Source organism: Marinobacter sp. G5_S1_61_S3, from assembly GCF_054968585.1.
This window is the reverse complement of the sequence record NZ_JBQKUK010000009.1, coordinates 95,751-109,575: the sequence shown is the minus strand read 5'-3', so window position 1 is coordinate 109,575 and position 13,825 is coordinate 95,751. Positions and strand designations below refer to the sequence as shown.

The 13,825-nt window shown below is 56.9% G+C and carries 12 protein-coding genes; 7 read left to right on the top strand and 5 right to left on the bottom strand.

What is annotated here, in order from left to right; genetic code table 11:
* Positions 1–52 precede the first annotated feature (52 nt).
* Together ACTRWH_RS10560 and ACTRWH_RS10555 are read left to right on the top strand one after the other, a co-directional pair.
* Positions 53–481 carry a PaaI family thioesterase gene (locus ACTRWH_RS10560; protein WP_036205331.1) on the top strand — a complete coding sequence of 143 codons (429 nt, stop codon included), beginning with the start codon at positions 53–55 and terminating at the stop codon, positions 479–481.
* A 10-nt stretch (positions 482–491) separates the two neighbouring features.
* A complete protein-coding gene (locus ACTRWH_RS10555) occupies positions 492–1,106 on the top strand; it encodes a TetR/AcrR family transcriptional regulator (RefSeq protein WP_036205332.1) in 615 nt (204 codons plus the stop codon).
* Positions 1,107–1,110: 4 nt separating this feature from the next.
* Here ACTRWH_RS10555 and ACTRWH_RS10550 read toward each other — a convergent pair whose 3' ends face one another.
* A complete protein-coding gene (locus ACTRWH_RS10550) occupies positions 1,111–1,608 on the bottom strand; it encodes an Lrp/AsnC family transcriptional regulator (RefSeq protein WP_036205333.1) in 498 nt (165 codons plus the stop codon).
* Between the two features lie 146 nt (positions 1,609–1,754).
* Between ACTRWH_RS10550 and leuA the strand changes: the two genes are divergently transcribed.
* The gene (gene leuA / locus ACTRWH_RS10545) at positions 1,755–3,455 is read left to right on the top strand and encodes a 2-isopropylmalate synthase (RefSeq protein ID WP_379865260.1); all 1,701 of its coding nucleotides are present in this window, start codon (positions 1,755–1,757) and stop codon (positions 3,453–3,455) included.
* Between the two features lie 77 nt (positions 3,456–3,532).
* On the opposite strand, the gene ACTRWH_RS10540 is transcribed toward leuA, so the two are convergent.
* The 3 genes from ACTRWH_RS10540 to xseA form a co-directional block, all read right to left on the bottom strand.
* Positions 3,533–3,742 (bottom strand): cold-shock protein, encoded by a 210-nt coding sequence (locus tag ACTRWH_RS10540; protein ID WP_008169155.1) that lies wholly within the window; start codon positions 3,740–3,742, stop codon positions 3,533–3,535.
* A 319-nt stretch (positions 3,743–4,061) separates the two neighbouring features.
* Positions 4,062–5,936 carry a propionyl-CoA synthetase gene (locus ACTRWH_RS10535; protein WP_273064983.1) on the bottom strand — a complete coding sequence of 625 codons (1,875 nt, stop codon included), beginning with the start codon at positions 5,934–5,936 and terminating at the stop codon, positions 4,062–4,064.
* Positions 5,937–6,047: 111 nt separating this feature from the next.
* Complete coding sequence (xseA, locus tag ACTRWH_RS10530; protein ID WP_091641318.1) at positions 6,048–7,403, bottom strand: exodeoxyribonuclease VII large subunit; 1,356 nt, start codon at positions 7,401–7,403, stop codon at positions 6,048–6,050.
* A 228-nt stretch (positions 7,404–7,631) separates the two neighbouring features.
* On the opposite strand from xseA, the gene guaB reads away from it, so the two are divergent.
* Positions 7,632–9,095: an IMP dehydrogenase gene (gene guaB, locus ACTRWH_RS10525; protein ID WP_007152454.1), complete on the top strand. Its 1,464-nt coding sequence runs from the start codon at positions 7,632–7,634 to the stop codon at positions 9,093–9,095.
* Between the two features lie 65 nt (positions 9,096–9,160).
* Positions 9,161–10,738 (top strand): glutamine-hydrolyzing GMP synthase, encoded by a 1,578-nt coding sequence (guaA, locus tag ACTRWH_RS10520; RefSeq protein ID WP_036205338.1) that lies wholly within the window; start codon positions 9,161–9,163, stop codon positions 10,736–10,738.
* A gap of 21 nt (positions 10,739–10,759) precedes the next feature.
* On the opposite strand, the gene ACTRWH_RS10515 is transcribed toward guaA, so the two are convergent.
* A complete protein-coding gene (locus ACTRWH_RS10515) occupies positions 10,760–11,971 on the bottom strand; it encodes a virginiamycin B lyase family protein (protein ID WP_228301344.1) in 1,212 nt (403 codons plus the stop codon).
* Positions 11,972–12,316: 345 nt separating this feature from the next.
* Between ACTRWH_RS10515 and tadA the strand changes: the two genes are divergently transcribed.
* On the top strand, positions 12,317–12,817 hold the full coding sequence (tadA, locus tag ACTRWH_RS10510) for a tRNA adenosine(34) deaminase TadA (protein ID WP_041334295.1): 501 nt from the start codon (positions 12,317–12,319) through the stop codon (positions 12,815–12,817).
* 9 nt (positions 12,818–12,826) lie between these two features.
* Positions 12,827–13,810 (top strand): UDP-glucose 4-epimerase GalE, encoded by a 984-nt coding sequence (gene galE, locus ACTRWH_RS10505; RefSeq protein ID WP_091641313.1) that lies wholly within the window; start codon positions 12,827–12,829, stop codon positions 13,808–13,810.
* Positions 13,811–13,825: the final 15 nt, after the last annotated feature.

Here is a 13,825-nt window from a genome sequence, read left to right as displayed (position 1 = left end):
ATTGTACGGAGCGATTACCACGAGGTACAGATGGACATTGGGAGAGCTGCGAATGACACTGACCGCAACTGAAGTCGAGGCCGTTATCAGGGCCGGTGTGCCTATGGCCGAGGATATCGGATTTACCGTCGACGAAGCGCGGGAAGATGGGTTCGCCCGCACCCGCCTGGTGTTTTCCGAACGCCTGATTCGCCCCGGCGGCACACTGTCTGGCCCGGTGCAGATGGCCCTGGCGGATGCGTCCATGTACGCGGCAGTGATGGCCGCCATTGGTCAGGTTGAGATGGCGGTGACCAGCAACCTGTCGATCAATTTCCTGCATAAGCCGGCACCGGACGACCTGATAGGGGAGGCGAGGGTTCTGCGGATGGGGCGCCGACTTGCTTTTTGCGAGGTGCGGTTGCTATCCGGGCAGGGAAACGAGGAGAAACTGGTCGCCCATGTAACGGGCAGCTATGCTTTACCGTATAACCGCGACTGAAGCAGGAGATATGACCGAAGAAACCGTAGATATCACGCCTCGCCGTCAGCCTGTTCAGGCCAGAAGCCGCGAGCGCGTGAATAGCATTCTCAGCCATGCGGCAGCGATTTTCCACGAGGTGGGTGTCGATGCCACCAGTATGTCTGCCATTGCCCGTCAGTCCGGCATGTCACTCGCCTCCCTCTATCGTTACTTTCCCAACAAGGCGGCCATCGTAAAGGCGATTGCTGAAGGGCATGTTGAGCGCATGGAGACGGCGTTGCGGGAGCGGCTCCAGACTCTGGAGCTGGTGGATGCCGTAGACGTTCTGATTGACCTGTTCTATGAGTTTTATCGGACCGAACCTGCCTATTCCGTGATCTGGAGCGGGGTGGAATCGATGCCCGAATTGCGGGACCTGGATATCCGTGAGCTCTACAGCCATGCCCGCGACCTGGATAACCGCTTGCGGGACGTCTGCCCCCGCATTCCGGAAGACCGTCGGTGGACGGCGAGCCTGATGTTGCCCCGCTCGGCCGGAACCGTTCTCAGGCTTGCGGCGACCCTGCCGGACGATCAGGCCCGTTCGATGGTGAGTGAGCTCAAATGCATGGCCCGGGCCTATCTGGCTGAGCTCATTCGCTAGCGAGTCAGGACAGATACCCCAGAGGCAGGGCCGTGCTGTCAATAACCCGCCTCAGCACAAAGCTGGAATGCACACCACTGACGCCCTGGATGCGGGTGATGCGATTTAGCAGAAAGTGGTGATAATGATCCATGTCGGGCACTACCACCTTGAGCATGTAATCGGCGTCCTGGCCGGTAATCAGGTAGCATTCCTGAACTTCGGGGTATTCACCCACCTGCCGCTCGAACGTGGCAAAGCGTTCGGGGGTGTGCCGGTCCATGCCGATGAGTATGATCGCCGTAAGGGACAGTCCCAGCTTTTTGTGATCAAGGATTGTTACCTGCCGAACTATGATCCCGGCGTCCTCCAGTGCGCGGACCCGTCGCAGGCAAGGGGAGGGTGAAAGACCGACTTTGTCTGCCAGCTCCTGGTTTGTCAGCGAGCCATTCTGTTGCAACTGTTCGAGGATATGACGGTCAATCCTGTCGATTTTAACAAGCGACTTGTCGGAAGTTGACATAAAATTGCACCTTCAGTGAGTATCCTGGAATATTGTGTCTATTCTGGGTTTCTTAAGGGAGAAAAAGCAATCATTTTCCCCGTGTGACGCGTTATCCTGATACACAATCAATGAATTCCCCGTGAGAACAGCAAGGAATCACCCCAATGGCATTTGATCATCGTAAATACGTTGCGTTTACGCCGGTGGCGAAAACCGATCGTCGCTGGCCTGACAAAGTCATCACCACCGCTCCCCGTTTTTGTGCGGTGGATCTGCGGGATGGCAACCAGGCACTGGTAAAGCCGATGTCGGTAGCGCAGAAGCAGCGGATGTTTGATTTGCTGGTAAAGCTGGGGTTCAAGGAAATCGAGATTGGCTTTCCTGCAGCGAGCCAACCGGATTTTGATTTTTGTCGCAAACTTATTGAAGAAGATCGCATTCCCGATGATGTGCACATTCAGGTGCTGACCCAGGCGCGGCCGGAGCTGATTGAGCGCACCTACGATGCCCTTAAGGGGGCTCGCAAGGCTATCGTACATGTGTACAACTCGACGTCGACGGTTCAGCGGGAGCAGGTCTTCGGCATGGACCGCGAAGGCGTGAAAGATATTGCGGTCAATGGTGCCCGCATCGTCAAGGCCAACGCCGCCAAGTACCCGGAGACCGAATGGACTTTCCAGTATTCGCCGGAGAGCTTTACCGGAACGGAACTGGAATACGCCGCGGACGTGATCGATGCAGTAAACGACGTCTGGCGCCCGGATCAGGGCCAGCCGGTGGTGATCAACCTGCCAGCCACCGTGGAAATGGCGACCCCCAATGTATTTGCCGATCAGATCGAGTGGATCTGCGATCACGTTCGGTATCGCGAGCACATCAGTATCAGCGTCCATACCCACAACGACCGTGGCTGTGCTGTAGCGGCGGCGGAGCTGGCGGTGATGGCCGGCGCTGACCGGGTGGAAGGCACGCTGATGGGCAATGGTGAGCGTACCGGCAACATGGACCTGGTCACCATGGCGATGAATCTTTACTCCCAGGGCGTGGATCCGACGCTGGACCTGTCTGGAATGGCCGAGATTACCGATGTGGTTGAAGCCTGTACCGAGATTTCCACCCATCCCCGCCACCCCTATGCCGGTGAGCTTGTGTTTACAGCCTTCTCGGGCAGCCACCAGGATGCCATCCGTAAATGCCTGGCCCGCCGCACCGAAGGCGAAAGCTGGCATGTGGCGTATCTGCCCATCGATCCTCACGACCTCGGTCGCCGTTATGAGGAAGTGGTTCGCATCAACAGCCAGTCTGGCAAAGGTGGTGTGGCTTATGTCCTGGAGCGTGATTACAACATCAGCCTGCCACGGTGGTTGCAGATCGAGTTCAGTAAGCTGGTGCAGCGAGAGGCCGAAACCAACGGCGGAGAGATTGACTCACTGACGATTCATCGGTTGTTCGAAGATCGTTACCTGAAGGTGGCCAAAGCCTGGGAGTTGAGATCCTATGACCTTCACCGGGATGATGAGGGCGTGAATGCCGTTGTGAGTATTGGCGCTGAAAGCGACCCGATCATACTGAAAGGTCATGGCCTCGGAGCGGTCGAGGCAGTGTCAGCGGCGTTGGAGGCGGAATACGGCGTAACCCTGGCGGTAGAAGCCTACGATGAATTTGCATTGGGTGAGGGCACCAACGCCAATGCACTGGCCTGTATCCGTGTGACGGTGGATGGACATCACTGCAGTGCGGCCGCTCTGGCCGAGGATACCACGTCGGCTACCTTGCAGGCGCTGTTTTCAGCGGTTTCCCAGGTGGTCGAAGCTGGTCGTCGGGATGGGGTCACCAATAAGGCGTCGGCGGAAGCAGGTGCCTGAAAAAGAAAAAGCCGGCGAATGCCGGCTTTTTCGGATTCCCTGTGCCCGTGAGGGGCATAGGGCGGGGTCGCGTAACCTCAGACTGGGGTTACGTTTTCCGCCTGGGGACCTTTCGGACCCTGAGTCACGGTAAACTGCACCTGTTGACCTTCGGTCAGGGTGCGGAAACCGCTCGCGTTGATTGCACTATAGTGAACGAAAACGTCACTGCCACCGTCCTGGGCGATAAAGCCGAAGCCCTTGGACTCGTTAAACCACTTTACGTGGCCTGTTTTTGTATCTGACATTGATCTTTCCTGTATTTCTGAAATTTTGCCCTCACGGGACCATCGGTATCCAGTCGGAATACCGGCGCTGTAAAAATTCAGAAAGTACTGAGGAAAGGGGCAACGAAGAGCACTGCGGCAGGACGTTGAAACGCATTCACCAAATACCGCTGTATTTTCACAGCAATTTCAGTATAGACCGAGTTGGGAGGGCGTCAACGCTTTTTTTAGCACTTTATTTAAGTTTTTTAATCCGCAAAAACAACAAGTTGTCATAAAATCGTCACCAAACGGATGCACCGTTGTGGCGCAGGTTCCGATTGGTGACGGCGTCTCGTGGTCAGCTTTTGAACTGCTCGCTGATTTCTTCCAGTATGGCGGGGTCGTCAATCGTGCTTGGCACTGCGTAGTCCTCACCATCGGCGATTTGTCGGATTACCCGGCGCAGGATCTTGCCGGACCGGGTTTTGGGGAGTCGTTCCACGACCAACGCCTTGCGGAAGCAGGCAATAGCGCCGATTTTTTCGCGCACCATCTCAACCAGCTCTTCTTCAAGTTCGTCGTGGTCGATGGTTGCGCCGTCCTTGATCAGTACGAGCCCCACGGGCACCTGGCCTCTCATGTCGTCGTGAGCACCGACCACGCAGCATTCCGCGATGGCCGGGTGGGCCGCCACCACTTCCTCCATCTCTCCGGTGGACAACCGGTGGCCCGCGACGTTGATAACGTCGTCCGTTCTTCCCATCACGAACACATAGCCGTCTTCATCAACAAATCCTCCATCACCAGAACTGTAGAAACCTTCGATGGGGGCAAGATAAGTGTTACGGAATCGGGCGTCGTCACCCCAGACCGTGGACATGCAGCCCGGAGGCAATGGCAGCTTAACGGCAATCTGGCCCTGTTCGCCGGCGGGCACCTGATGGCCCTCCATGTCCACCACCTGAACGTTGAATCCGGGGGACGGAAGCGTGGCGGAGCCGGGTTTCGTCGTCATCATCTCGATGCCCACCGGGTTGCAGCAGATTGCCCAGCCGGTTTCGGTTTGCCACCAATGGTCCAGTATTGGCAGGCGGGTATGTTCCTTCAGCCATTCGTAGGTGGGTGGGTCCAGTCGTTCGCCGGCCAGGAAGAGGCGCTTCAGGGAACTGATGTCGTAGCGGGACAGCTGATCAGCCTCAGGGTCTTCCTTGCGGACCGCCCGGAAGGCGGTCGGTGCCGTGAACAACAGATTCACGCCGTGGTCCTGGACCACGCGCCAGAAGGCGCCGGCATCCGGAGTTTTGACCGGCTTGCCCTCGTAAAGGATGGTGGTGCAGCCTGCAAACAAGGGGGCATAGACGATATAGCTGTGCCCGACCACCCAGCCAACGTCCGATGCGGCCCAGTAGACATCTCCCGGGCTGGCGTCGTAAACCAGGTGCATGCTGTAGCGAAGAGCGACGGCATGGCCGCCGTTGTCGCGCACAACGCCCTTGGGTTTACCGGTGGTTCCGGACGTGTAGAGGATATAAAGCGGGTCGGTGGCCCTGACAGGCACCGGGTCTACCGCCCGGGCCCGGCTAACCATTTCACCCCAGTCGAAATCGCGACCTTCCTGAAGCGTGGCCTGAGCCTGCGGGCGCTGAAACACAATGCAACACTCGGGCTTGTGGTCCGCCTGATCGATGGCTTTGTCCACCAAGGGCTTGTATTCGATGACCTTGCTGACTTCGATGCCGCAGGAGGCTGTGATGACGGCCTTGGGCTTGGCATCATCGATGCGCACCGCCAGTTCATTGGATGCGAAACCGCCAAAGACCACGGAATGAATGGCGCCAATCCGGGCGCATCCCAGCATGGCAATGACGGCTTCCGGAATCATGGGCATGTAGAGAATCACCCGGTCACCCTTGGTGATGCCTCTGTCCTGGAGGGCACCGGCGAAGGTTGCCACCGCACGGGTGAGCTCATTGTAGGTGTATGAGCGGGTGGTGCCGGTGACCGGAGAATCGTAAATCAGGGCTTTCTGTTCGCCGCGCCCGGCCCGGATGTTGGCATCCAGTGCTATGTCGGAGGTGTTAAGGACGCCATCGGGAAACCACTCCCCATGTCCGTTATCGGTGGGCTGCCAGATGGTTTTCGGGGGCTCCATCCAGTCAATGGCAGACGCTTTCTCGCGCCAGAAGGCGTCAGGCTGGTCGATTGATTGCCTGAACTCGGAGTGGTAGTCCATAACATCCACCTCGCATCACTGTTGTTGTTGTGTTTTGTAATACCCACAACTTTAGGCGCTTTGAGGTATAGGACTACTAGACCATAGGCTAAGTTTCTGTCTTTTTGAAAGTTATTGGTTTCCTGAATTGACCGCGGTCACGTTCGCTTCAACGTGGCCGCTGGCAACACGGGCGGTGATCCTGTCGCCGGGCGCGAGTTCACTGGCCTGGCGAACTATATCCCCGTTTTCCTGCTGGACGATGGCGTACCCCCGCCCCAGCGTCGCCAGCGGGCTGACCACATTCAGTGTTTGAGCCAGATGCTCAAGGCGCTCCTGGCGTTGGACGACGGACTGGCGAGCCAAGCGGGTTAGTCGTTCGGACAGCTGGCTGACGCTCCTGCGGTTGTCGTCGAGCCGTTTTGCGGGAGACTGCATTCTCAGGCGCTGGCCAAGGTGCTCAGCGCGTACCTTTTCCCGCTCCATGCGTTGACGCATGGCCTTGCCCAGCCGCAGGTCGAGGTCGTCCATGCGCTGGGCTTTTTCCATCAGTTCACGCCGGGGATCCCTGAGCCTGGCGGAAAGATGCGCCAGCTGAGTCCCCATGCGTTTTAGGGCTCGGCTGGCGGCGCCGGCGAGTCGATGTTCGCGTTCCTTGAGCTGTCGCAGCCAGTCCTGCTGATCGGGTGATATCTTTTCCGCAGCGGCGGACGGTGTGGGTGCCCGCAGGTCGGCGACAAAGTCGGCAATGGTTACGTCCACTTCGTGGCCAACCGCACTGACCGTTGGCAGGGGGCATGCTGCTATGGCGCGGGCGACGGCTTCCTCGTTGAAACACCAAAGATCTTCCAGTGAGCCACCACCGCGACCAATAATCAGCACATCGGCGAGTCCGTGTCGGGCTGCCCGGTCAATGGCGCGGACAATGTCAGCTGTTGCTGCCTGCCCCTGGACAGCGGTGGGGTAAAGGGTGACGGGAATGGCCGGGCATCGTCTGGCAAGTACGGTCAGGATATCGTGAATGGCGGCTCCGGTGGGCGATGTCACAACCCCAATGTGGCGAGGGGTTGATGGCAGCGGTTTTTTGCGAGCTGCATCGAACAGACCCTCCATCTGCAGCTTGCGTTTGAGCTCCTCATAGGCCTGCTGCAACGCGCCGAGTCCCGCTGGCTCGACATGCTCGACAATGATCTGGAAATCACCCCGGTTTTCGTAAAGCGTTACCTTGCCGCGGATGCGAACCTGCTCGCCTTCCTTCGGAATTTCTTTCACCCGCTGGTTGAAGCCCCGGAACATGGCGCAGCGGATCTGGCATTTGCGATCTTTCAGGGAAAAATACCAATGGCCAGAAGAGGGGCGGGAGAATCCGGACAATTCACCCTCAACCCAAACCTGCATGAAGCTGGCTTCCAGCAGGTGGCGGGCCTGGTGATTGAGCTCGCTGACACTCAGCGCTCGGGGCCGGGAATCCTGGAAACCGCTGTCCAAAGGGGGTGCTCCTTCGTTTCTGTGGGGTTGCTGTATACGCAAAAGCCGAAAATTGGAGAGTAAAAATAGCGAAAATTCAAAAAGATGCAACCCAATAGGTAGTCAGCCCCGGTTTACTGTCAACCAAGGCCCATTTATAATAGGTCGATTAAGAATTTTGTACTGCCACAGCCTGCGGGGTGTGGTGTCAGAATTCTCCAATCTAGCATGTTCAAAAGGCGGATCCCAATGCTGCGAATTGCCGAAGAAGCCCTCACCTTTGACGATGTACTGCTCGTTCCAGGACGCTCAGAGGTTCTTCCTCACCAGGTCAGCCTGCAAACCCAGCTGACCAAAGGTATCACCCTGAATATTCCGCTGGTATCAGCGGCTATGGATACCGTGACCGAAGCTGATCTGGCCATTTCCATGGCTCAGGAAGGTGGCATCGGCATCATGCACAAGAGCATGTCTGTTGAGCAGCAGGCCGCGGCCGTCCGCAAGGTCAAGAAGTTCGAAAGCGGCGTCGTGAAGGATCCTATCACGGTGACGCCGGACACTACGGTTCGCGAACTCGTGGACATTACCATGGCCAACAACATTTCGGGGCTGCCGGTGGTGGACGGTGTCGATCTCGTTGGTATCGTCACCGGTCGTGATATTCGCTTTGAAAGCCGCCTGGACACGCCTGTCTCGGAAATCATGACCGCCAAGGACAAGTTGGTGACGGTGAAAGAGGGTGCCAACCTGGACGACGTGAAAGAGCTGTTGCATCGTCACCGCATTGAAAAAGTCCTGGTCGTGAATGACGACTTTGAATTGCGCGGGCTGATTACCGTCAAGGATATCCAGAAGGCGAAGGACTATCCGCTCGCTTGCAAGGACGAGCAGGGCCGTCTTCGAGCTGGCGCTGCCGTTGGCACCGGTGCAGATACAGATGCACGTGTAGCCGCGCTGGTTGAGGCAGGAGTTGACGTGATCGTAGTGGATACGGCCCATGGCCATTCCAAGGGCGTGCTCGACCGGGTTCGCTGGATTAAAGAACATTTCCCGGAAGTTCAGGTGATCGGCGGCAACATTGCTACGTCTGATGCCGCAATCGATCTGGCCGACGCTGGTGCAGACGCGGTCAAGGTAGGTATCGGTCCCGGTTCCATCTGCACGACCCGTATTGTGGCCGGCATTGGCGTGCCACAGATCACAGCAGTGTCCAATGTGGCCGCCGCCTTGAAAGACCGTGGCGTGCCCGTGATCGCGGATGGTGGCGTTCGCTTCTCTGGCGATATTTCCAAGGCCATTGCAGCCGGAGCCTACAGTGTCATGATCGGCAGCCTGCTGGCCGGTACTGACGAAGCCCCGGGCGAGGTTGAGCTGTATCAGGGCCGTAGCTATAAAGCCTACCGCGGCATGGGTTCCATTGGAGCCATGGGGCAGGGGTCCAGTGACCGTTACTTCCAGGACGCCAGTAAAGGCATTGAGAAGCTGGTGCCGGAAGGCATTGAAGGCCGCGTTGCCTGCAAGGGCCCGATGCGGAACATTGTGCACCAGTTGATGGGCGGCCTGCGGGCTTCCATGGGTTATACCGGCAGTGCCACCATGGAAGAAATGCGCACCAAGCCTGAGTTCGTCCGCATCACCAATGCGGGCATGCGTGAGAGTCACGTCCACGACGTGACCATCACCAAAGAAGCCCCTAACTACCGTATCGGCTGACCACTGTCGATTCGGGCGCGGCTCACCCAGTGAGCCGCGTTTTTTCTTTCTGCTCCGAGGATTTCATGGCCCATAACATCCACGACCACCGTATTCTGATTCTCGATTTCGGTTCCCAGTACACCCAGCTCATCGCGCGCCGCGTTCGGGAAATTGGGGTCTATTGTGAGATCAAGGCCTTTGATATTACCGATGAGGAACTGAAAGAGTTCAATCCCAAAGGTATCATTCTCGCAGGCGGCCCCGAGTCCGTGACTCAACTGGGTGGCCCTCGTGCGCCGGAAGGCCTGTTCGAAAAAGGGATTCCGGTTCTGGGCATTTGTTATGGCATGCAGACCATGGCCGAGCAGCTGGGCGGTCGTGTTGCCAGTTCCGAGAAGCGGGAATTTGGCTATGCCCAGGTCAAAGTGCGGGCCAAGGGGCCTTTGCTGAAAGATATTACAGACCATCTCACGGCAACCGGCGAATCTTTGCTGGATGTGTGGATGAGCCATGGCGACAAGGTTGTGGTGATGCCGGAGGGCTTCGAACTGCTGGCATCAACGGAGAGTGCGCCGATTTCGGCCATGCAGGATACGTCGCGTAACCTCTACGGCGTCCAGTTCCACCCGGAAGTGACCCATACCCTGCAGGGCAAGCGCATCCTGGAGCACTTCATTCTCAACATCTGCCAGTGCGAGGCTCTGTGGACGCCAGCCAAGATTGTTGACGATGCGGTGGAACAGATCCGTAACCAGGTGGGCAGTGGCAAGGTGCTTCTGGGTCTGTCTGGTGGTGTGGATTCTTCCGTTACCGCTGCGCTGCTTCACAAAGCCATCGGCGACCAGTTGACCTGTGTGTTCGTGGACAACGGCCTGTTACGCCTGAACGAAGGCGATCAGGTGATGGATATGTTCGCCAGCAACATGGGTGTGAAGGTTATTCGCGTTGATGCCGAAGACCTGTTCCTGTCCAAGCTCAAGGGTGTTGATGATCCTGAGCAGAAGCGCAAGATCATTGGCAACACCTTCATTGATGTGTTCGACGAAGAAGCCGCCAACATCCGCGATGTGAACTGGCTGGCCCAAGGCACCATCTACCCGGATGTCATTGAATCCGCAGCCTCCAAGACCGGTAAAGCCCATGTTATTAAATCCCACCATAATGTGGGTGGTCTGCCGGAAACCATGAAAATGAAGCTGGTGGAGCCGCTGCGGGAACTGTTCAAGGACGAGGTTCGCCGTATTGGCCTGGAGCTTGGACTGCCTTACGACATGGTGTATCGCCACCCATTCCCCGGGCCCGGCCTGGGCGTGCGGATTCTGGGTGAAGTGAAGAAGGAATACGCCGAAATCCTCCGTCGGGCTGATGCTATTTTCCTGGAAGAGTTGCACCGTGCTGACTTTTACCACAAAACCAGTCAGGCATTTGCGGTCTTCCTGCCCGTCAAATCGGTTGGAGTGGTAGGTGATGCCCGACGCTATGAATACGTGGTGGCATTGCGCGCAGTGGAAACCATCGATTTCATGACCGCCCGTTGGGCACACCTGCCGTACGATCTGCTGGAAACGGTATCCAATCGCATCATCAATGAAATTGAAGGTGTGTCCCGGGTAACCTACGACGTTTCCTCCAAGCCGCCGGCAACCATCGAGTGGGAGTGACCGGTATGCTGGTCGGGTTGGTCAGTTAATTCTGACCAACCCGACCTGATTGGTGCTGCTTTGATGGATTAGCAGGTTTTCTTCTTCAGTCACCCAAACATTGCGAATGATCCCAACTCCCGAGGGAATGGCCCAGCTTTGAAAGGTCTCGGCTTTCGGGTCGAATCTGACGAGTGCATCAGGTCGCATGCCCGATTCGTTGTACCAGATAATGTCGTCGATGACGGCCAATGCGTAAGGATGAGAGTCCGTGCCGCTGGGGGAATCCCATTCGGTGATTGCGCCGGTATCCGGGTTCAGTCGGCCGATTTTTCCCCTCGTTGAATTGACGTACCAAACGTTGCCTTGGCTATCCAGGTCAAGTCGACGTACTCGGGTTCGTTTATCCGGCAGGTTGTAATAACGAACCTCCATAGTGTTCGGGTTCATGGCGCCAATCTTGTTCGTGCCATTGTAGGCAATCCAAACGGTGCCGTTGGAATCTACCTTGATTCCATAGGGCCTGGCTTCAGTGTTCACTTCCTTCAATACACCGGTTTCAGGATCCAGTCGGCCCAGCATGGCCGCGTGCTGAGCCGTGAAATACAGGTTGCCGTTGGGATGAAACACGGCAGAGTGAGGGTCTTTGGCCTGCGTTTCATATTCAGTGATATTGCCGGTGTCCGGATTCAGCTTCCCGATAGTGGCGTTGCTGTTTCCGGTGTACCAGATGTTGCCATCCTCATCAGGGACAATGGAGTGTGGCCGGGCTGATGGCGGTAAATTGTATTCTTTCATTTCGCCAGTATTCGGGTTCAGTTTTCCAACCAGGCTCGCCCACATACCTGTCCACCAGATAGAGCCGTCTGGTGCTTCAATCGGGTCCCGAGTGCGCTGACCAAGGGTAGGTGTTGTCCATTCGGTAATCTCAATGTCGACGTTTCCCGGAACCAGTGTTGGTCGCCTGCTGGGGTCTTCCGGAAAGTGTTGGGCCAGATAATTGGCGATCCTGGTGGCCTGCTCATCCTGCAGGTCAATCATGGTAGAGAAAACCCGTCGCCACTCTTCGGGTGAGCTATAGCCAGCTGAGCGCTTGATGGTGGAGACGCCATGGCAGGCCGTGCAGGCTTTCTCAACCAATGCTTTGCCGGCACCTTCCGGTAGTGAAGATTGCAAATTGTTTTGCGCAAGGGAGGCTTGCGTGGTGCCGAGTAGAACGACGACTGCAGCTGTCAGGGATGCAGGTAGGCTCATGAGAACGACTCCTGTCATTCGGGAAGACCTTTATTGTAATCGTACGTCACGATGCTGTGGACATTGTGAGGTAATGAAAGTTCCGGGTTGGCGTGCTTTTACTCTAAACTGAATGCCAGGCAATGATGAAATCTGCTGAATAGACGCGAATTCAGGTATTCGCGCACTCGTTTCCAACTTTGGTAATATGTCGCCTGGTTGATGATGGTACAAATTATGCCGCCTCAGATATTGTTGCTGCACCCTTTAATCATCCCTCAATAAATCTTTTGTTTTAATAGGTTGCATACCCCGTTTTGTCGAGCGCTGACGTGACGAACAGAGGGGTGTGACCGGGCAGGCATTATGGCTGGCACTGATGTTGATTATTCCTGGATGAAGCGTGCGCTGCAGCTGGCCCGTCAGGCCGGAGCCGCTGGTGAGGTGCCAGTTGGTGCAGTGGTCGTGCTGGATGGACGGGAAATCGGAGCTGGCTATAATGCACCGATCAGTGGATGCGACCCCACAGCTCATGCTGAAATACGCGCCCTGCGGGACGCGGCAAGACGTGCGGGCAATTACCGGTTGCCGGGTGCCACGCTTTACGTCACCCTTGAGCCGTGCACCATGTGTGTGGGCGCCATTGTGCACAGCCGCATCAGTCGTTTGGTGTACGGTGCGGCGGAACCGAAGGCGGGTGCCGTGGTGTCGGCTCGGCAAACACTGAACGAGCCACATCTCAACTGGCGTGTTGAGTCTGTCGGAGGTGTTCTGGCGGATCAGTGCAGCCATGTTATCAGCGAATTCTTCACGCGTCGGCGGGCCGACATCCGCCGCCGGAGGCAACTGTTTTCAGGGAAGGAGTGACGATCGATCATGAAAGTTCTGGTAACCGGCGGAGCCGGGTATATAGGTAGTCATGTCGTAAGGCAACTGGGCGAAGCCGGACACGACATTGTTGTTTTCGATAACCTGTCCACCGGATACCGTTGGGCGGTCACCTGTGGTGAGCTTGTGATCGGAGACCTCGCCGATGAACAGGCCATTGCGGACCTTTTCAGCCAGCACCGCTTTGAAGCCGTGCTGCATTTCGCCGCCAATATCGTGGTGCCGGAATCGGTCGAGAACCCCCTCAAGTACTACAGCAACAATACCCGTAACACGCTGAATTTGCTGAAGGCAGTAGAAGAACACCAGGTACCTTACATGGTGTTTTCGTCGACGGCTGCCGTTTATGGCATGCCAGAGGAAACCGTACTGACGGAAGATCTTCCGCTGGCGCCGATCAATCCCTATGGCGCCTCAAAGATGATGAGCGAGCGGATGATCATGGATCTGGCTGCCGCGTCATCCCTCAATTACGTGATCCTGCGTTACTTCAACGTAGCTGGGGCCAATCCGGACGGTTTGCTGGGTCAGGCAACGCCTGAAGCTACGCACCTGATCAAGGTTGCGTGTGAGTGTGTGACGGGCAAGCGCGATGGCATGAGCGTGTTTGGCACCGACTACGACACCCGTGACGGTACCTGCATCCGCGACTACATCCACGTGGAAGACCTGGCCAAGGCTCATGTGATGGCGTTGGAGTATATGGCCGGTGGAGGTGAGTCACGGGTGCTGAACTGTGGCTACGGGCGTGGGTTTACCGTCCGCGAAGTTATTGATGTGGTCAAGCGCCAGTCAGGCAACGACTTTCCGGTGCAGGAAACCGGCCGTCGGGCAGGGGACCCAGCCGCGCTGATGGCTGACAACTCGCGAATCAAAAAGGTACTGGGCTGGCAGCCGGATTACGACGACCTGGATACCATCGTCGGCACAGCCCTGGCCTGGGAGAGGATCTGGCAGGATAAGCAGGGCTGAGAGGCCGCACATCGA